A 23,344-nucleotide genomic window follows, 5' to 3' on the forward strand; every position below is an offset into this window, starting at 1 on the left:
TTCTTCCGACCCCTTACAGCTTCATCAGGCTGGCATCGTCGACCGAGGCCGAGTGGCGGGTACGGAACAGCGACACGATGATCGCGAGGCCCACCACGACCTCCGCGGCGGCGACGACCATCGTGAAGAAGGCGATGATCTGGCCGTCGAGGTTGCCGTGCATCCGGGAGAAGGTGACGAACGCGAGGTTGCAGGCGTTCAGCATCAGCTCGATGCACATGAAGACCACGATGGCGTTGCGCCGGATCAGGACGCCGGTCGCGCCGATCGTGAACAACAGGGCGGCGAGATAGAGGTAGTTGACCGGGTTCACTTCGACGCCTCCTCGGACCGCTTGAACGTCGCCGGTTCGATCGCCGTGCGCTCCAGGCGCTCCGCCGCGCGCTGCTCCAGCGCCCGCAGGTCGTTGAGCGCCTCCGCCGACACGTCACGGATCTGGCCGCGCTCGCGCAGCGTCTTGTTGACGGTCAGCTCGGACGGGGTGCCGTCGGGGAGCAGGCCGGCGATGTCCACGGCGTTGTGCCGGGCGTAGACGCCGGGGGCGGGCAGCGGCGGGACGTGCTTGCCCTCGCGGATGCGCTGTTCGGCCAGCTCGCGCTGGGTCTTGGCACGCTCGGTGCGCTCCCGGTGCGTGAGCACCATGGCGCCGACGGCGGCCGTGATCAGCAGGGCACCGGTGATTTCGAAGGCGAAGACGTACTTGGTGAAGATGAGGGAGGCGAGGCCCTCCACGTTGCCGTTCGCGTTCGCCTGGCCGGTGCCGTTGAACTCCTTCAGGGAGGCGTTGCCGATGCCGGCGAGCAGCAGGACGCCGAAGCCGACCCCGCAGAGAAGAGCCAGCCAGCGCTGGCCCTTGATGGTCTCCTTCAGCGAGTCCGCGGCCGTCACGCCGACGAGCATCACCACGAACAGGAACAGCATCATGATCGCGCCCGTGTAGACGACGATCTGCACGATTCCCAGGAAGTAGGCACCGTTGGCGAGGTAGAACACCGCCAGGACGATCATGGTGCCGGCAAGGCAGAGGGCGCTGTGCACGGCCTTCCTCATGAAGACGGTGCCGAGGGCGCCGATCACCGCGACCGTGCCGAGCACCCAGAACTGGAAGGCCTCACCGGTGGAGGTGGTGTAGGCGGCGAGCTGCGGGCTCATGCGTCCACCTCCTGCTCATGGTCCTCGGGGGTCTCCCCCTTGGAGACGGCGACCTGGCGGACCGTGCCGGGCGCGGCCTGCGTCACCAGGCCCCGGTAGTAGTCCTGTTCGTCCGTCCCCGGGAAGATCGCGTGGGGCGTGTCGACCATGCCCTCTTCCAGCCCGGCGAGGAGCTGTTCCTTGGTGTAGATGAGGTTGGCGCGGCTGGAGTCGGCCAGCTCGAACTCGTTGGTCATCGTGAGCGCGCGCGTGGGGCACGCCTCGATGCACAGGCCGCACAGGATGCAGCGGGCGTAGTTGATCTGGTAGACGCGGCCGTACCGCTCGCCCGGCGAGTAGCGTTCCTCGTCGGTGTTGTCGGCGCCTTCCACGTAGATGGCGTCGGCCGGGCAGGCCCAGGCGCACAGCTCGCAGCCGACGCACTTCTCCAGACCGTCCGGATGGCGGTTGAGCTGGTGCCGTCCGTGGAACCGCGGGGCCGTGGTCTTCTTCTGCTCCGGGTACTGCTCGGTCAGCCGCTTCTTGAACATGGCCTTGAAGGTCACGCCGAAGCCGGCCACGGGGTTCAGGAAACCGGGCTTGGTCTCCTTGGGCTCCTCAGCCATCGGACGCCTCCTTTCCATCCGAAGATCCGTCACTGACAGTGTCCGACCCGCCACTGACAATCAGCTCGTGCTCGCGGCGGGGGCGGCGCCTCGGCACCGGCGGAAGTTCCTGTCCGGGCAGCGGCGGAACCGGGAATCCGCCCGCCATCGGGTCGAATCCGCCCTCCTGGACCGCGGGCTGCTCGGCCGTCTTCGCCTTCTCGCGGAACATGTCGGCGACGAAGGAGAGCAGCAGCAGGGCGAGGACACCGCCGCCGACGTAGAGGGCGATGTCGGCGAAGTCGTAGTGCTCGTTGCGCAGGGCCCGTACGGTCGCCACCAGCATCAGCCAGGTCACGGAGACCGGGATGAGGACCTTCCAGCCGAGCTTCATCAGCTGGTCGTAGCGGACACGCGGGAGCGTGCCGCGCAGCCAGATGAAGAAGAACAGCAGCAGCTGGACCTTGATCACGAACCAGAGCAGCGGCCACCAGCCGTGGTTGGCGCCCTCCCAGAAGGCGCTGATCGGCCAGGGGGCGCGCCAGCCGCCGAGGAAGAGAGTGGTGGAGACGGCCGAGACCGTCACCATGTTCACGTACTCGGCGAGCATGAACATCGCGAACTTGATGGACGAGTATTCGGTGTTGAAGCCGCCGACCAGGTCGCCCTCGGACTCCGGCATGTCGAAGGGGGCACGGTTGGTCTCACCGACCATCGTGACGATGTAGAGGATGAAGGAGACCGGCAGCAGCAGGATGTACCAGCGGTCGTGCTGCTGCGCCACGATCGTGGACGTCGACATCGACCCCGAGTACAGGAACACCGAGGCGAACGCGGCACCCATGGCGATCTCGTAGGAGATCATCTGCGCGCAGGAGCGCAGGCCGCCGAGGAGCGGGTAGGTGGATCCAGAACTCCAACCCGCGAGGACGATGCCGTAGATGCCGACGGAGGCGACCGCGAGGATGTAGAGCATCGCGATCGGCAGGTCGGTGAGCTGCATCGTGGTGCGGTGACCGAAGACCGAGATCTCGTTGTCGGCCGGACCGAAGGGGATCACCGCGATCGCCATGAAGGCCGGGATGGCCGCGACGATCGGCGCCAGGATGTAGACCACCTTGTCGGCGCGCTTGACGATGATGTCTTCCTTGAGCATCAGCTTCACGCCGTCGGCGAGTGACTGGAGCATGCCCCAGGGGCCGTGCCGGTTGGGGCCGATGCGCAGCTGCATCCAGGCGACGACCTTGCGCTCCCAGACGATGGAGAACAGCACAGTCACCATCAGGAAGGCGAAGCAGAAGACGGCCTTGATGACGACCAGCCACCAGGGGTCGCGGCCGAACATCGAGAGGTTTTCAGCGGCGAGGTACGGGCTCATGCCTCCACCTCCTTGGGGGCCTCTTCGGCGACTGCCGCCGGGCCGATGCGGACGAGTTTTCCGGGCTGTGCCCCGGTGTCGGAGGCGACGCCGGTGCCGGCGGAGTTCAGCGGGAGCCAGACCACCCGGTCGGGCATCTCGGTGATCTGGAGCGGGAGTTCGACGGTGCCCTCAGGGCCGGTGACGGCGAGGAGGTCACCGTCCTTGACGCCTGCTTCGGCTGCTGTCGCAGCGGACACGCGCGCGTGTGCGGCGTGCCGGGTGCCGGCGAGCGCCTCGTCGCCCTGCTGGAGGACGCCCTGGTCGAGCAGCAGCCGGTGTCCGGCGAGTACGGCCTCGCCGGCGGCCGGACGCGGCAGCACGCCCGAGGACTCGTGCGGCTCGGTGGCGCGCCGGCCGTCCCAGGGGCCGAGCCGGTCGATCTCCGCGCGCGTGGTGCGCAGATCCGGCAGGCCCAGGTGGACGTCCATGGCGTCGGCGAGCATCTGCAGCACGCGCGCGTCGGTCGGTGCGAGGCGACGGGTCATCTGGTCGGGCTTGAGCGCGGCGTCGAAGAAGCGCACCCTGCCCTCCCAGTTGAGGAAGGTGCCCGCCTTCTCGGCGACGGCGGCCACCGGCAGGACGACGTCGGCGTGCTCGGTGACCTCGCTGGGCCGCAGCTCCAGCGACACCAGGAAGCCGACGCTGTCCAGTGCCTCACGCGCGCGTGCCGGGTCGGGCAGGTCGGCCACCTCCACGCCGGCGACGACCAGCGCCGACAGTTCACCGGTGGCGGCGGCCTCGAGAATGTGGTGGGTGTCGCGGCCGTAGCGCAGCGGGAGTTCGGCGATCCCCCAGGCGGCCGCGACCTCCTCCCGCGCGCGCGGGTCGGTCGCCGGGCGGCCGCCCGGCAGCAGCGCCGGCAGCGCGCCCGCCTCGACGGCACCGCGCTCACCGGCACGGCGCGGGATCCACACCAGCTGGGCGCCGGTCGCGGTGGCGGCGCGTACGGCGGCGGTGAGGCCGCCCGCGACCGAGGCGAGCCGCTCGCCGACGACGATGACCGCTCCCGCGGCGCGCAGGGCCTGGGCGGCGCGGGTGCCGGGCTCCTCCAGGCCGACGCCGCTCGCGAGGGCGTCCAGCCACTCGGTCTCGGTGCCGGGCGCGGCCGGCAGCAGGGTGCCGCCCGCCTTCTGAAGGCCCCGGGTCGCGTGCGTGGCCAGCGCGAACACCTTCTGCTTGCGTTTGCGCCACGCCTTGCGCAGCCGTAGGAAGACGCCGGGCGCCTCCTCCTCCGACTCGAAGCCGGCCAGCAGGACGGCGGGCGCATTCTCCAGGGAGGTGTACGTGACGCCCGTGCCATCGAGGTCACGGCCGCGGCCGGCCACCTGGGACGCCAGGAAGTCGGACTCCTCACCGCTGTGCACGCGCGCGCGGAAGTCGATGTCGTTGGTGTCGAGCGCCACGCGCGCGAACTTGCTGTAGGCGTAGGCGTCCTCGACGGTCAGCCGGCCGCCGGTGAGGACGCCGGCCCTGGAGCGGGCGGCGCTCAGCCCGCGCGCGGCCGCGTCCAGCGCCTCCGGCCAGGAGGCGGGCGCGAGGACGCCGTCCGCGCCCCGCACCAGCGGGGTTTCGAGCCGGTCCTTCATCTGCGCGTACCGGAACGCGAAGCGTCCCTTGTCGCAGATCCACTCCTCGTTGACCTCGGGGTCGTTCTCGGCGAGCCGCCGCATGACCTTGCCGCGCCGGTGGTCGGTGCGGGTGGCACAGCCGCCGGAGCAGTGCTCGCACACGGACGGCGAGGAGATGAGGTCGAAGGGGCGGGAGCGGAACCGGTAGGCCGCCGAGGTGAGGGCGCCGACCGGGCAGATCTGGATGGTGTTGCCGGAGAAGTACGACTCGAAGGGGTCGCCCTCGCCGGTGCCGACCTGCTGGAGCGCGCCCCGCTCGAGCAGCTCGATCATCGGGTCTCCCGCGATCTGGTTGGAGAACCGGGTGCAGCGGGCACACAGCACGCACCGCTCGCGGTCGAGCAGGACCTGGGTGGAGATCGGTACGGGCTTTTCGAAGGTCCGCTTCTTTCCGTCGAAGCGGGACTCGGCGTTGCCGTGCGACATGGCCTGGTTCTGCAGCGGGCACTCGCCGCCCTTGTCGCAGACGGGGCAGTCCAGCGGGTGGTTGATGAGCAGCAGTTCCATCACGCCGTGCTGGGCCTTCTCAGCGACCGGCGAGGTGAGCTGGGTCTTCACCACCATGCCGTCGGTGCAGGTGATGGTGCAGGACGCCATCGGCTTGCGCTGGCCCTCGACCTCGACGATGCACTGGCGGCAGGCACCGGCGGGGTCGAGGAGGGGGTGGTCGCAGAACCGCGGGATCTCGATGCCGAGCTGCTCGGCGGCGCGGATGACCAATGTGCCCTTGGGCACGCTGATCTCGGCGCCGTCGATCGTCAGCGTGACGAGGTCCTCCGGCGGGACCGCCGCCTCTCCCCCGGCGCCGGGGGCGTTGGTGGTCACGGTCATGCGTTCACCTCCGGGCGGTCCGCCCAGGCCGTCGACTTGGCCGGGTCGAAGGGGCAGCCCCGGCCCGTGATGTGCTGCTGGTACTCCTCGCGGAAGTACTTCAGCGAGGAGGCGATCGGGGCCGCGGCACCGTCGCCAAGGGCGCAGAACGACTTGCCGTTGATGTTGTCGGCGATGTCGGCGATCTTGTCGAGGTCGGACATGGTGCCCTTGCCGGCTTCGATGTCCCGCAGCAACTGCACCAGCCAGTACGTCCCTTCGCGGCAGGGTGTGCACTTGCCGCAGGACTCGTGGGCGTAGAACTCGGTCCAGCGGGTCACCGCCCGCACCACGCAGGTCGTCTCGTCGAAGCACTGCAGGGCTTTTGTGCCGAGCATGGAACCGGCGGCGCCCACTGCTTCGTAATCAAGGGGGACGTCGAGGTGCTCTTCGGTGAACATCGGCGTCGAGGACCCGCCCGGTGTCCAGAACTTGAGGCGGTGGCCGGGGCGCATCCCGCCGCTCATGTCGAGGAGCTGGCGCAGCGTGACGCCGAGCGGGGCCTCGTACTGGCCGGGGCTCGCGACGTGGCCGCTGAGCGAGTAGAGCGTGAAGCCCGGGGATTTCTCGCTGCCCATCGACCTGAACCAGTCTTTCCCGTTTTTCAGGATGGCGGGAACCGACGCGATCGACTCGACGTTGTTCACTACAGTCGGGCAGGCATAGAGCCCTTCGACAGCAGGGAAAGGAGGACGCAGCCGCGGTTGACCACGGCGGCCTTCGAGCGAGTCGAGCAGTGCGGTCTCCTCACCGCAGATGTACGCGCCGGCGCCCGCGTGCACGGTGACATCGAGATCGAGTCCGCTGCCCAGGATGTTCTCGCCGAGGTAGCCCGCCGCGTAGGCCTCGCGCACGGCCTCGTGCAACCGTCGCAGAACGGGGACGACTTCACCACGCAGATAGATGAAGGCATGCGACGACCTGATGGCATAGCACGCGATCACAATGCCCTCGATGAGGCTGTGCGGGTTCGCGAAGAGGAGCGGGATGTCCTTGCAGGTCCCTGGCTCCGACTCGTCGGCGTTGACAACTAGATAGTGCGGTTTTCCATCACCCTGGGGAATGAACTGCCACTTCATTCCGGTCGGGAATCCCGCGCCGCCGCGGCCTCGCAGCCCGGAGTCCTTGACGTACGCGATCAAGTCGTCCGGTGACATGGCGAGCGCCTTGCGCAGCCCCTCGTACCCCTCGTGCCTTTGGTAGATGTCCAGAGTCCAGGACCGGTCCTCGTCCCAGAAGGCCGACAGCACGGGTGCGAGCAGCTTCTCGGGGCTGGTGTCCTTGAGTTCGGCTGCCACGCTCATCACTCCCCCTCCTCTGTGGCCTGGTCCGCGGACGGCGCATCCTGGGGTTCCTGCGTACGCGGATGGACCACGCGCGCGGGTGCGGCCTCTCCCCTTGCCAGGCGAAGGCCCACCAGCGACGCGGGTCCCGCACTGCCGCCCTCCTCGACGGCCCCGGGCCGCTCGTCGGGGAAGCCGGCCAGAATCCGCGCGGTCTCCTTGAAGGTGCACAGCCGCGCCCCGCGCGTGGGCTGCACGGGCCGCCCCGCGCGCAGGTCGTCGACCAGGCGTTTGGCGCTGCCGGGCGTCTGGTTGTCGAAGAACTCCCAGTTGACCATCACGACCGGCGCGAAGTCGCAGGCCGCGTTGCACTCGATGTGCTCCAGGGTGACCTTGCCGTCGTCGGTGGTCTCGCCGTTGCCGACGCCCAGGTGTTCCTGGAGGGTCTCGAAGATCTCGTCGCCGCCCATCACCGCGCACAGCGTGTTGGTGCACACGCCGACCTGGTAGTCACCGGAGGGCCTGCGCCGGTACATGGAGTAGAAGGTGGCGACGGCGGTGACCTCGGCCGTGGTCAGGTCCAGCATGTCCGCGCAGAACCGCATTCCGGTGCGCGTGACATGGCCCTCCTCCGACTGCACGAGGTGGAGCAGCGGCAGCAGGGCGGAACGGGAGTCCGGGTAGCGCGCGATGACGTCGCGCGCGTCCGCCTCCAGTCGGGCCCGGATGTCGTCCGGGTAGGCGGGCGCGGGCAGTTCGGGCATGCCCAGGCTGACGCCCCGCTCCGAAGAAGAGGTGGTCACCGGTCGACGCCTCCCATCACGGGGTCGATGGACGCGACGGCGACGATCACGTCGGCGACCTGGCCGCCTTCGCACATCGCCGCCATGGCCTGCAGGTTGGTGAAGGACGGGTCGCGGAAGTGGACCCGGTAGGGGCGGGTGCCGCCGTCGGAGACGGCGTGCACGCCGAGTTCGCCCTTGGGGGACTCGACGGCCGCGTACGCCTGTCCCGGCGGGACGCGGAAGCCCTCGGTGACGAGTTTGAAGTGGTGGATCAGGGCCTCCATGGAGGTGCCCATGATCTTCTTGATGTGGTCGAGGGAGTTGCCGAGTCCGTCCGGTCCCAGGGCGAGCTGGGCGGGCCAGGCGATCTTCTTGTCGGCGACCATGACCGGTCCGGGCTGGAGCCGGTCCAGGCACTGCTCGACGATCCCGAGCGACTGGCGCATCTCCTCCAGGCGGACCAGGAAGCGGCCGTAGGCGTCGCAGGTGTCGGCGGTCGGGATCTCGAAGTCGTACGTCTCGTAGTCGCAGTACGGCTGTGCCTTGCGCAGGTCGTGCGGCAGGCCGGCGGAGCGCAGGATCGGGCCGGTGGCGCCGAGGGCCATGCAGCCGGCCAGGTCCAGGTAGCCGATGTCCTGCATGCGGGCCTTGAAGATGGGGTTTCCGGTGGCGAGCTTGTCGTACTCCGGGAGGTTCTTCTTCATCTTCTTCACGAACTCGCGGATCTGGTCCACCGCTCCGGGCGGCAGGTCCTGCGCGAGTCCGCCGGGGCGGATGTACGCGTGGTTCATCCGAAGGCCCGTGATCAGCTCGTAGAGGTCGAGAATCATTTCACGATCACGGAATCCGTAGATCATGATCGTGGTGGCGCCCAGCTCCATGCCGCCGGTGGCGATGCACACCAGGTGGGAGGAGAGCCGGTTCAGCTCCATCAGGAGCACCCGGATGATCTTGGCGCGCTCGCTGATCTGGTCCTCGATGCCGAGGAGCTTCTCGACGGCGAGACAGTAGGCGGTCTCGTTGAAGAAGGACGTCAGGTAGTCCATGCGCGTGACGAAGGTGGTGCCCTGCGTCCACGTGCGGTACTCGAGGTTCTTCTCGATGCCGGTGTGCAGATAGCCGATGCCGCAGCGGGCCTCGGTGACCGTCTCGCCCTCGATCTCCAGGATGAGGCGGAGCACTCCATGGGTGGAGGGGTGCTGGGGACCCATGTTGACGACGATGCGTTCGTCGTCGGCGCGGGTCGCGGACTGGACGATCTCGTCCCAGTCGCCACCGGTGACCGTATATACGGTGCCCTCGGTGGTCTCGCGCGCCGAGGCGGCGTCGGCCGCGGATGCTGACTGCGTGCTCACGAGTACGACCTCCGCTGGTCCGGAGCCGGGATCTGGGCGCCCTTGTACTCGACGGGGATGCCGCCGAGGGGGTAGTCCTTGCGCTGCGGATGGCCCTGCCAGTCGTCCGGCATCATGATCCGGGTCAGGGCCGGGTGACCGTCGAAGACGATCCCGAAGAAGTCGTAGGTCTCGCGCTCGTGCCAGTCGTTGGTCGGGTAGACGGAGACCAGCGAGGGAATGTGCGGGTCGCCGTCGGGGGCACTGGCCTCGAGGCGGATCAGCCGGTTGTGGGTGATCGAGCGCAGGTGGTAGACGGCGTGCAGCTCGCGGCCCTTGTCGCTCGGGTAGTGGACGCCGCTGACGCCGGTGCACAGCTCGAAGCGCAGGGCCGGGTCGTCGCGCAGGGTGCGGACGACGCGGACCAGGTGTTCGCGTTCGATGTGGAAGGTCAGCTCGCCGCGGTCGACGACGGTCTTCTCGATGGCGTTGTCCGGGAGGAGTCCTTGTTCCTCCAGGGCGCCTTCGAGTTCGTCGGCGACCTCGTCGAACCAGCCGCCGTAGGGCCTGTTCGCCGGTCCCGGGAGCCGGACCGAGCGGACGAGTCCGCCGTAGCCGGAGGTGTCGCCGCCGTTGTTGGCGCCGAACATGCCGTGCTGGACGCGGATCTCCTCGCCGCCCTGGCCACGCTGGCCGGGGAGGTTGGAGGCCGAGAGGTCCTTCTCGGGGTTGACGCCGTTGGCGTTGCCGTTCGCATCGGTCACCGCAGCAGCCCCTTCATCTCGATCGTGGGCAGGGCCTTGAGCGCGGCCTCCTCCGCCTCGCGGGCGGCTTCCTTGGCGTTCACGCCGAGCTTGGAGGTCTGGATCTTCTGGTGGAGCTTGAGGATCGCGTCCATCAGCATCTCGGGGCGTGGCGGGCAGCCCGGGAGATAGATGTCGACCGGGACGACGTGGTCGACGCCCTGGACGATCGCGTAGTTGTTGAACATGCCGCCCGAGGAGGCGCAGACGCCCATGGAGATCACCCACTTGGGGTTGGGCATCTGGTCGTAGACCTGCCGGAGCACCGGCGCCATCTTCTGGCTGACCCGGCCGGCGACGATCATCAGGTCGGCCTGGCGCGGTGAGCCGCGGAAGACCTCCATGCCGAAGCGCGCCAGGTCGTACCGGCCGGCGCCGGTGGTCATCATCTCGATGGCGCAGCAGGCGAGGCCGAAGGTGGCGGGGAAGACGGACGCCTTGCGCACCCAGCCCGCGGCCTGCTCGACGGTGGTCAGCAGGAAGCCGCTCGGCAGTTTTTCTTCGAGTCCCATGTCTGTAGGCCCCTCAGTCCCATTCCAGGCCGCCGCGCCGCCATACGTACGCGTACGCGACGAAGACGGTGAGCACGAAGAGCAGCATCTCCACGAGCCCGAAAATCCCCAGGGCGTCGAAGGTGACGGCCCAGGGGTAGAGGAAGACGATCTCGATGTCGAAGACGATGAAGAGCATCGCCGTCAGGTAGTACTTGATGGGGAAGCGCCCGCCGCCGGCCGGCGTGGGGGTCGGCTCGATGCCGCACTCATAGGCCTCGAGCTTGGCGCGGTTGTACCGCTTCGGACCGATCAGCGTGGCCATGACCACGGAGAAGATCGCAAAGCCTGCCCCGAGGGCTCCCAGTACGAGGATGGGCGCATACGCGTTCACCGCTCCTCGCTCCTCTCAGTCGGCACTGACTGCTGGCGGTTGCACAGGGCCCGCACCCGCCTCACCGGTCCCACGAGCCCCGCTCGTCCCGGGCGAAGATCGAGAACATGTGAAGCAGGTCACAAGACCAACTGCCTCGCATCTTATGCCCGCCGCTCTGTGATCTGCGACACGGGGTATTCCACAAGCTTTGTGATCTCCACCACCTGACGAAGGATCATGAAGTCGGATGATGGGTGATCTTCATACGCGAAGCGTTCAGTTGATCACCAGAAGTGACATTCTGGCTTGTCACCGCAGGCCGGAGGGGGGCGTCTCAATATCAAGAGAGTTCGCCTGCATGCAAATTGGCGCTGGACGTGGACCCCTGATAAGGGCCCGCATTCACACATCAGGGGGGAGCGCAGGGCGGGGCGTGGACGCGGGGTGGGGCGCGTGCACACATTCACGAGCTGGTCGCGCACAGGACGCGGGCTTTCCGGTAACCGTTCCGTGACCTCCGCCACACCGGCGAGAGGCCCCCGAGAACCGGGCTTGGCCAACCACCCCAAGCAGTGGTAGGCGGGGGGCAATTCGGGCGTAATGATCAAAGAGCGTGATCAAGGGCTTGATCGCGACCGTCCGCAATGTCCGTTACGGCGTCAATAAAGAGCGACACGCCCGGGATTCATGGTCTCGATTGAGCAACTGTGGCGCAGCACACGTTTCTTGAAGATATGAAGGAGCCCCTGGTACCCGTTGTCCTCATGTCCCACACCGCTCACATACGCAGCCACCGGAAGCCCCGCCGCAGCGCGTCGACCCTCGCGATGCGGGCCGGAGTTGCCGGTGGCGTCCTCGGCACCCTGGCAGTCGCCGGGGCGTCCGGCTCGGCGAACGCGGCCGAGCCGGTGACGCAGACCCTCGAACTGCCCACCCTGACGGCCGACCTGGCCGCTCAGACCGCTCAGTCGGCGGACGCCACGCAGCAGGCCGCCGCGAACTACCAGCTGCAGGCCGAGCGTGACGCGGCCGCCGCGAATGCCGCAAAGCAGGCCAAGGCGGACCTCGCCGAGGCGAAGCAGAAGGCTGCCGACGCCAAGAAGAAGGCCGACGAGGCCGCTCGCCTGGAGGCCGCCGCGCGCGCCTCGCGCAACGCGGAGCGCACGACCCTCTCCGCCTCGGCGAGCACCGACTCCTCCACCTCCACCGGCTCCTCCACGGCGACCGGTTCGGCCGCGGCCGTCATCAGCTTCGTGGAGGCGCAGATCGGCAAGGCGTACGTCTCCGGTGCCACCGGTCCCTCCGCCTACGACTGCTCCGGTCTGGTGCAGACGGCCTTCAAGCAGGTGGGCGTCAGCCTGCCGCGCGTCTCCCAGGACCAGTCGACGGCCGGCACCCAGGTCTCGCTGAGCAACCTCCAGCCGGGCGACATCCTGTACTGGGGCAGCGCGGGCAGCGCGTACCACGTCGCGGTGTACGTGGGCGACGGCATGTTCGTCGGCGCGCAGAACCCCTCCAGCGGCGTCGGGGAGCACCCCCTGTCGTACGACCCGCCGACCGGCGCCGTGCGGGTGCTCTGAGCGCCACCACGCACCACACACGCGTGCAGGGCCGCAGCCGCTCGGGGGCAGCGGCCCTCGCGCCGTTTCCGGCACCTGGCCGGACTTTCCTGACATGCTCGGTCCGGGCCGCCGTTCTGCGGCCCGTCCACGAGTGAAGGAGATCGCGCGATGCCACGCGTGTTCGTGCAGGGAAGTCCCGCCGACCACTACCCGCGCTACGCCCCCGAGTCCGGGCGTGGTGCGGTGCGCCGGATCACCGAGGTCGGTGAAGAGGTGCTGCACAAGCCGTGCCGGGACGTCACGGAGTTCGGGCCCGACCTCGCCGCACTCATCGACGACATGTTCCTCACCATGTATGTCGCCGAAGGAGCGGGGCTGGCCGCCAATCAAGTGGGCGTCGATCTGCGCCTGTTCGTGTACGACTGCCCCGATGACGACGGAATCCGGCATGTCGGACACATCATCAATCCCGTGCTGGAGTCCGCTTCGGTCGCCGGGCGCCGGCTGATCGACGAGGGCGAGGGCTGCCTTTCGGTGCCGGGCGCCGTGATGGCCGTACCGCGGCCGGACCGGGCCGTCGTGCGCGGGCAGGACAAGGACGGCAACCCGCTCGTCGTCGAGGGAACGGGATACTTCGCCCGTTGCCTCGCGCACGAGACCGACCACACCCACGGGTACATCTACCTGGACCGGCTCTCCAAGCGGGAGAAGAAGGACGCGCTGCGGCAGATGGCGGACCGGCGGGAGGACGTGCTCGCCCGCCGGGCCGCCAGGGCCGGGGAACTGAGCCGGAGCCAGGAGCGGCTCAGGCCTTCGGCGCGACCTTGCTGAGACCGTTGATGATGCGGTCCATCGCGTCGCCGCCCGTGGGGTCGGTGAGGTTCGCGAGGAGCTTGAGGGTGAACTTCATCAGCAGCGGGTGCGAGAGGCCGCGCTGGGCGGCGATCTGCATGACCTTCGGGTTGCCGATGAGCTTCACGAAGGCACGGCCCAGGGTGTAGTAGCCGCCGTAGGTGTCCTTGAGGACGCGCGGGTAGCGCTGCAGGGCGATCTCGCGCTGTGCGGGCGTGGCGCGCGCGTGGGCCTGGACGATGACGTCGGCGGCGATCTGGCCGGATTCCATGGCGTAGGCGATGCCTTCGCCGTTGAAGGGGTTCACCAGGCCGCCGGCGTCGCCGACGAGCAGCAGCCCGCGCGTGTAGTGCGGCTGGCGGTTGAAGGCCATGGGCAGGGCGGCGCCGCGGATCGGGCCGGTCATGTTCTCGGGGGTGTAGCCCCAGTCCTCGGGCATGGAGGCGCACCAGGCCTTGAGCACCTCCCGCCAGTCCAGTTCCTTGAAGGAATCGGAGGTGTTCAGGACTCCCAGACCGACATTGCTCGTGCCGTCGCCCATGCCGAAGATCCAGCCGTAGCCGGGCAGCAGGCGGTCCTGGGGACCTCGGCGGTCCCACAGCTCCAGCCAGGACTCCAGGTAGTCGTCCTCGTGGCGGGGGCTGTCGAAATACGTCCGGACCGCGACGCCCATGGGGCGGTCCTCGCGGCGGTGCAGGCCCATCGCGAGGGACAGGCGGGTGGAGTTGCCGTCGGCGGCGACGACGAGCGGTGCGTGGAAGGTGACCTCGCGCTTCTCCTCGCCGAGCTTGGCGGTGACGCCGGTGATGCGGCCGGTGCGGTCGTCGATGACCGGACCGCTCACGTTGCAGCGCTCGTGGAGGCGGGCGCCCGCCTTCTGGGCGTTGCGGGCGAGCTGCTCGTCGAAGTCGTCGCGCTTGCGGACCAGTCCGTAGTTCGGGTACGCGGCGAGATCCGGCCAGTCCAGCTGGAGGCGGGTGCCGCCGGCGATGATGCGCAGACCCTTGTTGCGCAGCCAGCCGGCCTCCTCGGAGATGTCGATGCCCATGGCCACGAGCTGCTTCACCGCGCGCGGGGTGAGGCCGTCGCCGCAGACCTTCTCGCGCGGGAACTCGGTCTTCTCCAGGAGCAGGACGTCGAGACCGGCCTTGGCGAGGTGGTACGCGGTCGTGGAGCCGGCTGGCCCCGCGCCCACGACGATCACATCGGCGGTGTGGTCGGAGAGGGGCTCGGTCACGGCGGGATCTCCCCAAGGTTCGAAATCTGCGTGCCGACGGGCACTGGACATGGGCAGTCTATTCAGCAGAATTGATCACCCGGCTGAAGGGCTGCCCTGTGAACCGACCACTCCCCGCGGTACGGCTGCGCGTCCCCACGCACGAGGACGCGGTCGCCTGGCACCGGGTCTTCGCCGACCCCGAGGTCATGGAGTTCTACGGCGGCAGGCCGGCGGCCCTGTCCGTCTACGAGGAACTCACCGCGCGGCAGCGGCGGCACGACGCCGAGCACGGCTTCTGCCTGTGGACGATGCTGGACGAGACCGGCGAGGTCATCGGGTTCACCGGCGCCCAGCCCTGGCGGCCGGGCTGGGGCCCGGTCGGGGAGACGGAGATCGGCTGGCGGCTCGGCCGGGCGCACTGGGGCAGGGGATACGTCACCGCGGCCGCGCGCGAGACCCTCACGCGGGTGCGGGCGGCCGGGGTGCCGGAGGTGGTCGCGGTGGTCCGGCCGGGCAACGAGCGGTCGATCGCGGTGGCCCGGCGGCTCGGCATGCGGCCGGCGGAGACCTATCAGCACCCGACGCTGGACGAGTCGGCCCTGTGCTTCCGGCTCGCCCTCGGCGCCCGCTCCGACGACCTCGGCCCGACTCGTAACTCAGAGTAGTCGCCTGCTACAGAAAGACACCGGCGCCTTCCGGGTGGGGCGCGCGGGAGTTACCCTTCGAGTACCGCTGGGGGTGACATCTGTGCGCATAACACCCAAAACACCTGAAGTGCGTGTGCCACGGCTGGTCGGACTGATGGCCGTGGACGCGCGCGAAACGGCCCGGGCGCGGGGCCTGTTGCTCAACGCGCCGGACCGCCCGGACTTCCACCTGACCGTCGTCGACTACGTCGTACGCCAGTACCCGCAGCCCGGTGCCGAGGTGCCGCCGGACTCGATGGTGTACGTGTGGTTCGACTTCGGTGAGGGCGAGGGCGGCGGAGGCGTGCGCGAGCCGCGCATCCCGCGCCCGCCGAGCGGCGGGATGCAGCGCGAACTCGGCGAGCCGGGCGACGCCTTCGAGATGATCAACCGCTAGAAGCCTCATGAAGATCTTGGTGGGGGGCTGTCCGGCCGGAGGCCGGGCAGCCCCTGTTGCTATGCGGTTGGCGGGGCGAGTTGCCAGCGGCCGCCGGTGTGGGTGAGTCCGAGGTTGACCAGTCGGCGGAGGTTGAGGGCGGCGGCTCGGGTGTGGAGCCAGGTGTTGTTGTTGATGGTTCCGCGGTAGCGCAGGCGGCGGTTGCCGTGCTGGACGAGCCAGGCGACGGCTCGTTCGACCGGTGGTCTCCAGCGCCGGTAGTCGGCTTGCCAGTCCGGGTCGGTGGCGGCTTGGTGGCGGGCCGCGGCCTGGAGGTCGTGGTGGGGGCGGATGGTCAGGATGCGGCCGGCCTTGGCCTTGGTGCACCGCTCACGCAGCGGGCATCGGGTGCACAGGTCCTTGAAGGCGGCCTTGCGCTGGTGGTGCTGTCCGCCGGGGTCCGACAGGGGGACCGTGTGCCCGGCGGGGCAGGTCACGAGGGCGGCGGTGGTGTTGATGGTGAAGTCGTCCAGGGTGAAGCCGCCGGGGACGGCGGGCCGTAGCGGGCGGGTTTGAAGAACAGCCGGTGTCCCGCCTGGTGGAGGGCTTGGCGCGTGTCGTGCGGAGTAGGCGGTGTCGCCGAAGGCGTCCACCGGGTTCTCCTCGTCGGCCAGCAGGTCCAGGCCGACGGTGGCCTCGTGGTGCTCGGCTCCGGCGCCGGGCCGCAGAGCCACGGCGGTGTATAAGCCGGTCTCGGGCTCGATGGCCAGGTGGGCTTTGTATCCGTCCTGCTGGTGGGTGCGGGTCTTGTGGATGTGGCGGGCTTCGGGGTCGACGGTGGACACGACGCGGCCTGGAGCGGTCCCCTGGCTGATGCGCCAGCGTCCGTCGCGGCCGTCGGAGTCCTCGGCTGGCTCGACATCCTGCCCGGCGACCAGGGCCAGCAGGCCGAGTGCGTTGGCCGCCTTCTCGCCCAGTTCCTGCTCGGGCAGGTGGCCCAGCAGCCTGAGTGCGTCGGTGACCAGAGCGTCGACGAGTGCGGCGCGGGCCTGTTCGTCGTTCCAGGCGATACGGGGCTTGCCGGGATCGGTGTAGTCATGCGCGGTGCACTGCACCGCGGCCACCTCGCCGGCCCCGGGGACCTCGCGGATCACCGCGCGGACGGCGGCGATGAGCTGGGTGACGGTGTCCTGGGTGGCGACCGCGTCGTCCAGCACGGTGGAGTCCAGAGCCCGCCGGTGCTTGCCCTTCAGCACGCCGGTGGCCTTCACGACCTCCCGCACCGCCTCGAACACCCGGTTGGGCCGGGGCGAACGCGATAGCCGGCGCCGGAAGTAGGCCAGCAACGACGGATCGAACGCCATGTCATGCAGACCGAGTCCGCAGGCGGCCTTCCATCGCAGGTCACACCGCAGTTCCTGGACCGTCTCGAAGTCCGACAGCCCGTGCAGGGACTGCAGCGTGATCGCCGCGGCCAGGATCTGCGGCGGCATGCTCGGCCGCCCGTTCGCCGACGGGTACATGTCCGCGAACATCTCAGCCGGAAACAGCGCACCACGGTGCTCGGCCAGAAACGCGAACACACTCCCCGCCGGGATCAACTCCCGGCAGGTCTCCCACACATCCGGTCCGACCGTCTCCCCGGCCCATTCCCCCATCACCACGAAACGAGTCTGGCCCCGCCGTTCACGCGGCGGGGCCAGAACCCCAAGATCTTCATGACCCTTCTAGGCCCTGTCGCCGGACTCCCGCCGTCCGCCCGGAGGGCGGGCCCGGGCCCGGTGCGGGATCAGCTCTCCTTGAAGCCCCGGTGCAGCGCGACCACACCGCCGGTGAGGTTGCGCCACGCCACCTTCGACCAGCCCGCCCTGCGCAGCCGCTCGGCGAGGGCGGGCTGGTCGGGCCAGGCACGGATGGACTCGGCGAGATAGACGTAGGCGTCCGGGTTCGAGGAGACCGAGCGCGCGACCGGCGGCAGCGCCCGCATCAGGTACTCGGTGTAGACGGTGCGGAACGGCGCCCACGTCGGGGTCGAGAACTCGCAGATCACCACGCGGCCGCCGAGGCGGGTCACCCGGTACATCTCGCGCAGCGCCGCGTCCGTGTCCTGGACGTTGCGCAGCCCGAAGGAGATCGTCACGGCGTCGAAGGTGTCGTCCTTGAAGGGCAGCTTCGTCGCGTCCCCGGCCGTGAACGGCAGCCAGGTGTGCCTCTTCTTGCCGACCTGGAGCATCCCGACCGAGAAGTCGCAGGGGACGACGTACGCGCCGGTCCGCGCGAAGGGCAGCGAGGAGGTGGCCGTACCGGCCGCGAGGTCGAGGACCTTCTGCGCGGGGCGCGCGTCGACCGCCTTCGCCACCTCCTTGCGCCAGCGCCGGTCCTGGCCGAGCGACAGCACGTCGTTCGTCAGGTCGTACCGTTCCGCCACGTCGTCGAACATCGAGGCGACTTCGTGCGGCTGCTTGTTCAGGGAAGCGCGGGTCACCCGCCCATTGTTGCAGCCCGGGTTCAGGGGACCGCGCGCGGCTCAGCGGCCCCGGTACACCAACCGCCCGCCGATCACGGTCGCCACGCAGGTTCCGGCGCCGCGGCGGACCAGTTCGGCGCGGTCCGCGACATCGAACACGGCGAAGCGGGCGGGCCCGCCCGGGACGAGCCGCGGCAGCAGGATCAGCGGGGTCGGGGACAGCGCCGCCGGGCCCGGCAGGCGGTCGGGCCGCTGCCCCACTGCCAGCCCGGCCCTGCGCACCGCGTCGACCACGGCCCGCGACCGCAGTTCCCCGGCCACCGCCACCGTGCCGTGCGCCAGCATCCGCTGCACCCCGCGTCGCGCGCTCGCGCCGAGGCGCGCGGGATCACCGCGGAAGATCTCCCTCGCCCGCGCCCCGCCGATGGGCTCGGTGCCAAGGGTGTCGGCCTCGCGCGGGTCGGGATGGTAGGTGGCCTCCAGCAGCTCCGGACCGTACGGGTTCAGCAGCCCCGGGGTGAGGATGCCCGGCCAGCGCCGCACCCTCGCCCGGGGCTCGGCGGCGGCCAGTTCCTCGTACGCGCCGACGGCGGCGACGGACGCCCCGTCGACCAGGACAGCCGCCTCGGGAGACCGCTCGGCGACATGAAGTGTCAGCACAGCAGGCTCAGTTGGAGGTCAGCAGCTTCAGTTCCGGGTGGGCGGTGCCGCCCTCGATGGCCGTGGAGGAGATGTGGGAGACCACGCGGTCGTCGACGGGGTCGGCGGCCGGGTCGTCGTGCACGACCAGGTGCTCGTACGTCGTGGCGCGCTGCGCCGGGACCCGGCCCGCCTTGCGGATCAGGTCGATGATCTCCAGCCGGTTGGAGCGGTGCCTTGCTCCGGCCGAGGAGACGACGTTCTCCTCCAGCATGATCGAGCCCAGGTCGTCCGCGCCGTAGTGCAGCGACAGCTGGCCGACCTCCTTGCCCGTGGTCAGCCACGACCCCTGGATGTGCCGCACGTTGTCCAGGAACAGCCGAGCGATCGCGATCATCCGCAGGTACTCGAACAACGTCGCCTGGGTACGGCCCTTCAGGTGGTTGTTCTCGGGCTGGTAGGTGTACGGGATGAACGCCCGGAAGCCGCCCGTGCGGTCCTGGACGTCCCGGATCATCCGCAGGTGCTCGATCCGCTCGGCGTTCGTCTCGCCGGTACCCATCAGCATGGTGGACGTCGACTCCACGCCCAGCCCGTGCGCGGTCTCCATGATCTCCAGCCAGCGCTCGCCGGACTCCTTGAGCGGCGCGATGGCCTTGCGGGGGCGCTCGGGGAGGAGTTCCGCGCCGGCGCCCGCGAAGGAGTCCAGCCCCGCCTCGTGGATCCGGGTGATGGCCTCCTCCACCGACACCCCGGAGATCCGGGCCATGTGCTCGACCTCGGAGGCACCCAGGCTGTGGATCACCAGCTGCGGGAAGGCGTCCTTGATGGCCTTGAAGTGCTTCTCGTAGTACTCCACGCCGTAGTCCGGGTGGTGACCGCCCTGGAACATGATCTGGGTGCCGCCCAGCTCGACCGTCTCCGCGCACCGGCGCAGGATGTCGTCGAGGTCCCGGGTCCAGCCCTTCTCCGTGTCCTTCGGGGCCGCGTAGAAGGCACAGAACTTGCACGCCGTGACGCACACGTTCGTGTAGTTGATGTTCCGCTCGATGATGTACGTCGCGATGTGCTCGACGCCTGCGTAGTTACGGCGGCGCACGGCATCCGCCGCCGCGCCCAGCGCGTGCAACGGCGCGTCCCGGTAGAGGTCGAGGGCTTCCTCGGGCGTGATGCGTCCGCCCGCTGCGGCTCGGTCGAGCACGGACTGGAGGTCGGCCTTCTCGGTCACCGGGCTCCCTTTCCTCAAGGGGTGTGGACGGACCGAACCAGCCTACGCCAGGCGTTTCGCCCCGCTGACCTCAGGCCGTGCACCCACCCAGCAGCAGCCCGGCGAGCGCACCGGCCAGCAGGAACGGGCCGAACGGGATCGCCGACCTGCGCCCGGCCCGCCGGGCCACGACCAGCGCCGCGCCGTACAGCGCGCCCAGCAGGAAACCGGCGAAGGCACCGAGCAGCACGGTGGACCAGCCGTACCAGCCGAGTACGGCGCCCACGCCCACCGCCAGTTTCACATCGCCGAAGCCCATGCCGGCCGGGTTGATGAGGTACAGCGCGTAGTAGCCGGCGCCGAGCGCGAGGGCGCCGTAGAGGGCGGTGGGCCAGTGCCCGGCGTGGCCGGGCAGCAGGGCGGCGAGGCCCAGCAGGGCGAGCGCGGCCGGGGCGAGCGGCAGGGTCAGCGGGTCGGGCAGCCGCCGCACCCGGACGTCCACCACGGCCAGCAGCACCCCGACGGGCGCGAGCAGCAGCCAGACCGCCAGCTCGGGGCGGGCACCGGTGGCGGCCGCGAGCACGGCACAGGTCAGGGCGGTGGCGAGGGCGGCGGGGAGTACGCCGGTGCGCTGTCCCGCTCCCCCGCACGCACCGCACCCGGTACGCCCTGCCCAGCCCCGGATCGGGTGCCCGGCCGGACACCGCTCCCGCCAGGGTTCGCCGGGCGGTACGGCGAAGCGGTAGGCGGCGCGGGGCAGCAGGGCCCCGGCCACCGCGCCCCACAGCGCAGCGACGGCCGTCAGCGCGCCCGTGCTCATCCGGTCCCGCTTGCGGTCCTCGACAGGCGCGCCACCGGTTTGCCCTCGGCCGTACTGTCCGAGGTGAACCGCAGATCGTCGTCGACCGGGGTCAACTCCACCTGGTGCGGGGTCGGTACACAGTGCCCGGGGTTGTCCGGGGAGCCCGCCGAGGTCGCGAGGATCTGGCTCTTCGTCACCTTCTTCAGGGTGAGGACGTCCGTGCAGACGCCGCCGATCTGGTCGGTCTGCCGCAGCCGGCCCAGTTCCTGCCCCACTGCCGCCTGTTGGACGGTGAGCCGGAAGGTGCCCATGGGCAGGGTGCCGCCGAGGCCGGTGGCCTGGCCTTCCCAGGTACCGAGGTAGCGGGCCGGGACCGCGCCGGGCCCAGGGCTCCCGCCGCTGGGACTGCCGGAGGTCCCGGTCGGTGCCGGGGAGCGGGACGGGGGGCTGCCCGCACCCTGGTCGCCGCCGGACTGCGACCAGGGCCGCAGCAGCACGCCGAGCCCGAGACCGCCCACGGCCAGCGCCCCGGCGACCGCGAGCACCACCGTGCAGCTCAGCCGCCGCCCCCGGCCGCCCTGCACCGGCGCGGAGTCCGCCGCGACACTGACGGAGAGACGACCGGGCGGGGGCGCTCCCGGCGCCGACGGGACCGGCGGCGCGGGCGCGTGAGCGGGCGCCCCGGGCAGCGGGACCGACGGCGCGGCCGCATCGGGGGGCAGGGGTGTGTCGGGTGGCAGGGGCGGTGGCGGGGGTGTGTCGGGCGGCAGCGGGGGCACGCCGTGCGGGGTCCCGGTCGGTCCTCCGGGGGAAGCGCCGGGGTTCATCACGGGGGCAGGGCCGAAACCACCGCCGCTCCCGGTCGGCGGACCCGGCTCACCCGCCCCCGCCGCGCCCTCCACCGAAGCGCTCTCGAACGCCACCGGCCCCGACCGCACCGCCTCCCCGGTGTCCAGGTTGAGGAGGTGTACGGCGCTGCGGCTGACCTGTTCCACCAGGGCGCCCGGCAGCCAGCCGCCGGTGACCAGGCGGGCGGCGCCTTCGGGTGCGAGCCGGCGGCTCACCTCGGCGGGGGCGGGCCGGGACGCCGGGTCCTTGGCCAGGCAGGCCGCCGCCACCTCGCGCAACCCGCCTTCCAGGGTGCCGAGTTCGGGCTCCTCGTGCACGACCTGGTAGAGCAGCGCGGCCGAGGTGTCGCCGTGGAAGGGGGGCTCGCCGGTGGCCGCGTAGGTGAGGACCGCGCCGAGGGAGAAGACGTCGGCCGCGCCCGTGCCGCCCTTGCCGAGGATCTGCTCGGGCGACATGTAGCCGGGGCTGCCGATCGAGACACCGGTGGAGGTCAGGGACGCCGTGCCGTCCATGGCCCGGGCGATGCCGAAGTCGATGAGGAGCGGCCCGTCCAGGGTCAGCAGGACGTTCGACGGCTTCACGTCCCGGTGGACGAGCCCCAGTTCGTGGACGGCCGCGAGCGCCTCGCCGAGGCCCGCGCCCAGGGCCCGTACGGTGTGCGCGGGCAGCGGTCCGCTGCCGGCGACGGCCGCGGCGAGGGACGGCCCGGCCGCGTAGGCGGTGGCGACCCAGGGCACGGGGGCGTCCGGGTCGGCGTCCAGGACGGGTGCGGTCCAGGCGCCGCCCACCCGGCGGGCGGCCGCCACCTCGCGCCGGAAACGGGCCCGGAACTCGTCGTCCAGCGCGAAGTGCGGATGCACGATCTTCACCGCGACCGTCCGGCCGCCCGCACTGCGGCCGAGGTAGACCCGGCCCATGCCGCCGGAACCGAGCCGGCCGAGCAGCCGGTAGGGCCCGACGGTGGCCGGCTCGTCGGCTTCCAGCTGCCGCATGGCGCACTCTCCCCCCAACGCCTCTTGGGCAGCAGCGTAGTGAGGCCTGCCTACGGCTGCAGCAGATCCACCTTCACATCCGCCGGGAACCCGGTCGAGGGCCCCACCCGGCGGGCGAACTCGGTCACGGCCGACAACTGCGGCGCGCCGAAGCTGAAGTCGAGGGTGGTGAAGTACTGCGCCAGGGTCGCCTCGTCGAAGGTCTCCCAGCGGGCCGCCTGTTCGGCGACCTTGGCGACCTCCTCCAGGGAGACGTTGCGGGAATCGAGGAAGGCCTCGTGGACCTTGCGGGTGATGAGGGGCTCGCGCTCGAGGTAGTCCCGGCGGGCCGCCCAGACCGCGAAGACGAACGGCAGGCCGGTCCACTCCTTCCACATCTGGCCGAGGTCGTGCACGGCGAGGCCGTAGCGCGGGCCGTCGTGCAGATTGGCGCGCAGCGCCGCGTCCCCGATCAGAACGGCCGCCTCGGCCTCCTGCATCATCAGGCTGAGGTCGGGCGGGCAGGTGTAGTAGTCGGGCTGGACGCCGTAGCGCTCGGCGAGGAGGAGTTGGGCCAGCCGGACCGAGGTGCGCGAGGTCGAGCCGAGGGCGACCCGGGCGCCGTCCAGGCGGTCGAGGGGCACCTGGGAGACGATCACGCAGGACATGACGGGGCCGTCGCAGCCGACCGCGATGTCGGGGAAGGCGACGAGTTCGTCGGCGTGCTTCAGATACTCGACGAGGGTGATGGGCCCGATGTCGAGGTCGCCGCGCACCAGCTTCTCGTTGAGCTTGTCGGGGGTGTCCTTGGTCAGCTCGAGGTCGAGGAGCGTGCCGGTTCTGGCGAGCCCCCAGTAGAGGGGCAGGCAGTTCAGGAACTGGATGTGGCCGACGCGCGGCCGGGTGCGGGAATTGTCCACATCGCGAGACTAGACCCCATGCGATACGGTGCTCCGACCGACCCACCCGTCGAACGGACCAGCAGAGG

General features: G+C 70.3%; 23 protein-coding genes. 4 read left to right on the forward strand and 19 right to left on the reverse strand.

Annotated features, from left to right (window positions below):
- Positions 1–13: 13 nt before the first annotated feature.
- The 11 genes from nuoK to A6P39_RS19100 are packed head-to-tail and all read right to left on the reverse strand — an operon-like array spanning position 14 to position 10,744.
- Entirely contained in the window at positions 14–313 is a 300-nt protein-coding gene (gene nuoK / locus A6P39_RS19050; RefSeq protein ID WP_023547474.1) for an NADH-quinone oxidoreductase subunit NuoK, read from the reverse strand.
- Positions 310–1,152 carry an NADH-quinone oxidoreductase subunit J gene (locus A6P39_RS19055; protein WP_067039793.1) on the reverse strand — a complete coding sequence of 281 codons (843 nt, stop codon included), beginning with the start codon at positions 1,150–1,152 and terminating at the stop codon, positions 310–312. Before A6P39_RS19055 ends, nuoK begins: the two co-directional genes overlap by 4 nt.
- Positions 1,149–1,757, reverse strand: coding sequence for an NADH-quinone oxidoreductase subunit NuoI (gene nuoI / locus A6P39_RS19060; protein ID WP_067039791.1), 609 nt, complete (start codon positions 1,755–1,757; stop codon positions 1,149–1,151). The genes A6P39_RS19055 and nuoI overlap by 4 nt, the downstream gene beginning before the upstream one ends.
- A complete protein-coding gene (nuoH, locus tag A6P39_RS19065; protein ID WP_067039789.1) occupies positions 1,750–3,114 on the reverse strand; it encodes an NADH-quinone oxidoreductase subunit NuoH in 1,365 nt (454 codons plus the stop codon). Before nuoH ends, nuoI begins: the two co-directional genes overlap by 8 nt.
- Positions 3,111–5,615: an NADH-quinone oxidoreductase subunit G gene (locus tag A6P39_RS19070; RefSeq protein WP_067039787.1), complete on the reverse strand. Its 2,505-nt coding sequence runs from the start codon at positions 5,613–5,615 to the stop codon at positions 3,111–3,113. Before A6P39_RS19070 ends, nuoH begins: the two co-directional genes overlap by 4 nt.
- The gene (nuoF, locus tag A6P39_RS19075) at positions 5,612–6,961 is read right to left on the reverse strand and encodes an NADH-quinone oxidoreductase subunit NuoF (RefSeq protein ID WP_199840677.1); all 1,350 of its coding nucleotides are present in this window, start codon (positions 6,959–6,961) and stop codon (positions 5,612–5,614) included. The genes A6P39_RS19070 and nuoF overlap by 4 nt, the downstream gene beginning before the upstream one ends.
- Positions 6,958–7,740: an NADH-quinone oxidoreductase subunit NuoE gene (gene nuoE, locus A6P39_RS19080; protein WP_067039783.1), complete on the reverse strand. Its 783-nt coding sequence runs from the start codon at positions 7,738–7,740 to the stop codon at positions 6,958–6,960. Before nuoE ends, nuoF begins: the two co-directional genes overlap by 4 nt.
- The gene (locus tag A6P39_RS19085; protein ID WP_067039781.1) at positions 7,737–9,077 is read right to left on the reverse strand and encodes an NADH-quinone oxidoreductase subunit D; all 1,341 of its coding nucleotides are present in this window, start codon (positions 9,075–9,077) and stop codon (positions 7,737–7,739) included. Before A6P39_RS19085 ends, nuoE begins: the two co-directional genes overlap by 4 nt.
- On the reverse strand, positions 9,074–9,820 hold the full coding sequence (locus tag A6P39_RS19090) for an NADH-quinone oxidoreductase subunit C (RefSeq protein ID WP_067039779.1): 747 nt from the start codon (positions 9,818–9,820) through the stop codon (positions 9,074–9,076). Before A6P39_RS19090 ends, A6P39_RS19085 begins: the two co-directional genes overlap by 4 nt.
- Complete coding sequence (locus tag A6P39_RS19095) at positions 9,817–10,371, reverse strand: NuoB/complex I 20 kDa subunit family protein (protein WP_067039776.1); 555 nt, start codon at positions 10,369–10,371, stop codon at positions 9,817–9,819. Before A6P39_RS19095 ends, A6P39_RS19090 begins: the two co-directional genes overlap by 4 nt.
- Before the next feature lie 13 nt (positions 10,372–10,384).
- Positions 10,385–10,744 (reverse strand): NADH-quinone oxidoreductase subunit A, encoded by a 360-nt coding sequence (locus A6P39_RS19100; protein ID WP_003992243.1) that lies wholly within the window; start codon positions 10,742–10,744, stop codon positions 10,385–10,387.
- A 746-nt stretch (positions 10,745–11,490) separates the two neighbouring features.
- Here A6P39_RS19100 and A6P39_RS19105 point away from each other — a divergent pair.
- A complete protein-coding gene (locus A6P39_RS19105; protein ID WP_107304221.1) occupies positions 11,491–12,306 on the forward strand; it encodes a C40 family peptidase in 816 nt (271 codons plus the stop codon).
- A 150-nt stretch (positions 12,307–12,456) separates the two neighbouring features.
- Positions 12,457–13,119 carry a peptide deformylase gene (gene def / locus A6P39_RS19110; protein ID WP_067039773.1) on the forward strand — a complete coding sequence of 221 codons (663 nt, stop codon included), beginning with the start codon at positions 12,457–12,459 and terminating at the stop codon, positions 13,117–13,119.
- On the opposite strand, the gene A6P39_RS19115 is transcribed toward def, so the two are convergent.
- Positions 13,094–14,428: a geranylgeranyl reductase family protein gene (locus A6P39_RS19115; protein WP_067039770.1), complete on the reverse strand. Its 1,335-nt coding sequence runs from the start codon at positions 14,426–14,428 to the stop codon at positions 13,094–13,096. The genes def and A6P39_RS19115 overlap by 26 nt on opposite strands.
- Positions 14,429–14,475: 47 nt before the next feature.
- Here A6P39_RS19115 and A6P39_RS19120 point away from each other — a divergent pair, with 47 nt between their 5' ends.
- Complete coding sequence (locus A6P39_RS19120) at positions 14,476–15,024, forward strand: GNAT family N-acetyltransferase (RefSeq protein WP_067039767.1); 549 nt, start codon at positions 14,476–14,478, stop codon at positions 15,022–15,024.
- A 109-nt stretch (positions 15,025–15,133) separates the two neighbouring features.
- A complete protein-coding gene (locus A6P39_RS19125; protein ID WP_079133141.1) occupies positions 15,134–15,442 on the forward strand; it encodes a PASTA domain-containing protein in 309 nt (102 codons plus the stop codon).
- 59 nt (positions 15,443–15,501) lie between these two features.
- Here the strand turns inward: A6P39_RS19125 and A6P39_RS19130 are convergent, their stop codons facing one another.
- From A6P39_RS19130 to A6P39_RS19160, 7 genes are all read right to left on the reverse strand, one after another.
- Positions 15,502–17,079 (reverse strand): IS1182 family transposase, encoded by a 1,578-nt coding sequence (locus A6P39_RS19130; protein WP_275883987.1) that lies wholly within the window; start codon positions 17,077–17,079, stop codon positions 15,502–15,504.
- A 131-nt stretch (positions 17,080–17,210) separates the two neighbouring features.
- The gene (locus tag A6P39_RS19135; protein ID WP_067057649.1) at positions 17,211–17,906 is read right to left on the reverse strand and encodes a demethylmenaquinone methyltransferase; all 696 of its coding nucleotides are present in this window, start codon (positions 17,904–17,906) and stop codon (positions 17,211–17,213) included.
- Positions 17,907–17,948: 42 nt separating this feature from the next.
- A complete protein-coding gene (locus A6P39_RS19140) occupies positions 17,949–18,548 on the reverse strand; it encodes a hypothetical protein (RefSeq protein WP_067057652.1) in 600 nt (199 codons plus the stop codon).
- A gap of 7 nt (positions 18,549–18,555) precedes the next feature.
- The gene (mqnC, locus tag A6P39_RS19145; protein ID WP_067057655.1) at positions 18,556–19,755 is read right to left on the reverse strand and encodes a cyclic dehypoxanthinyl futalosine synthase; all 1,200 of its coding nucleotides are present in this window, start codon (positions 19,753–19,755) and stop codon (positions 18,556–18,558) included.
- A gap of 70 nt (positions 19,756–19,825) precedes the next feature.
- Entirely contained in the window at positions 19,826–20,554 is a 729-nt protein-coding gene (locus tag A6P39_RS19150; RefSeq protein ID WP_067057658.1) for a prepilin peptidase, read from the reverse strand.
- Positions 20,551–22,377 (reverse strand): serine/threonine-protein kinase, encoded by a 1,827-nt coding sequence (locus tag A6P39_RS19155; RefSeq protein ID WP_067057662.1) that lies wholly within the window; start codon positions 22,375–22,377, stop codon positions 20,551–20,553. Before A6P39_RS19155 ends, A6P39_RS19150 begins: the two co-directional genes overlap by 4 nt.
- A gap of 50 nt (positions 22,378–22,427) precedes the next feature.
- Complete coding sequence (locus A6P39_RS19160) at positions 22,428–23,276, reverse strand: menaquinone biosynthetic enzyme MqnA/MqnD family protein (RefSeq protein ID WP_067057665.1); 849 nt, start codon at positions 23,274–23,276, stop codon at positions 22,428–22,430.
- Between the last annotated feature and the right edge of the window lie 68 nt (positions 23,277–23,344).

Origin of the sequence: Streptomyces sp. FXJ1.172 (genome assembly GCF_001636945.3) — a bacterium.
Lineage (GTDB): Bacteria > Actinomycetota > Actinomycetes > Streptomycetales > Streptomycetaceae > Streptomyces.

Excerpts from the sequence above, each read along its gene's own strand:
- nuoH (WP_067039789.1), bottom strand. The coding sequence starts at position 3,114 with ATGAGCCCGTACCTCGCCGCTGAAAACCTCTCGATGTTCGGCCGCGAC.
- A6P39_RS19130 (WP_275883987.1), bottom strand. The coding sequence starts at position 17,079 with ATGGGGGAATGGGCCGGGGAGACGGTCGGACCGGATGTGTGGGAGACC.
- def (WP_067039773.1), top strand. The coding sequence starts at position 12,457 with ATGCCACGCGTGTTCGTGCAGGGAAGTCCCGCCGACCACTACCCGCGC.
- nuoI (WP_067039791.1), bottom strand. The coding sequence starts at position 1,757 with ATGGCTGAGGAGCCCAAGGAGACCAAGCCCGGTTTCCTGAACCCCGTG.
- A6P39_RS19115 (WP_067039770.1), bottom strand. The coding sequence starts at position 14,428 with ATGTCCAGTGCCCGTCGGCACGCAGATTTCGAACCTTGGGGAGATCCC.
- A6P39_RS19095 (WP_067039776.1), bottom strand. The coding sequence starts at position 10,371 with ATGGGACTCGAAGAAAAACTGCCGAGCGGCTTCCTGCTGACCACCGTC.
- A6P39_RS19070 (WP_067039787.1), bottom strand. The coding sequence starts at position 5,615 with ATGACCGTGACCACCAACGCCCCCGGCGCCGGGGGAGAGGCGGCGGTC.
- A6P39_RS19105 (WP_107304221.1), top strand. The coding sequence starts at position 11,491 with ATGTCCCACACCGCTCACATACGCAGCCACCGGAAGCCCCGCCGCAGC.
- A6P39_RS19150 (WP_067057658.1), bottom strand. The coding sequence starts at position 20,554 with ATGAGCACGGGCGCGCTGACGGCCGTCGCTGCGCTGTGGGGCGCGGTG.
- A6P39_RS19055 (WP_067039793.1), bottom strand. The coding sequence starts at position 1,152 with ATGAGCCCGCAGCTCGCCGCCTACACCACCTCCACCGGTGAGGCCTTC.
- A6P39_RS19155 (WP_067057662.1), bottom strand. The coding sequence starts at position 22,377 with ATGCGGCAGCTGGAAGCCGACGAGCCGGCCACCGTCGGGCCCTACCGG.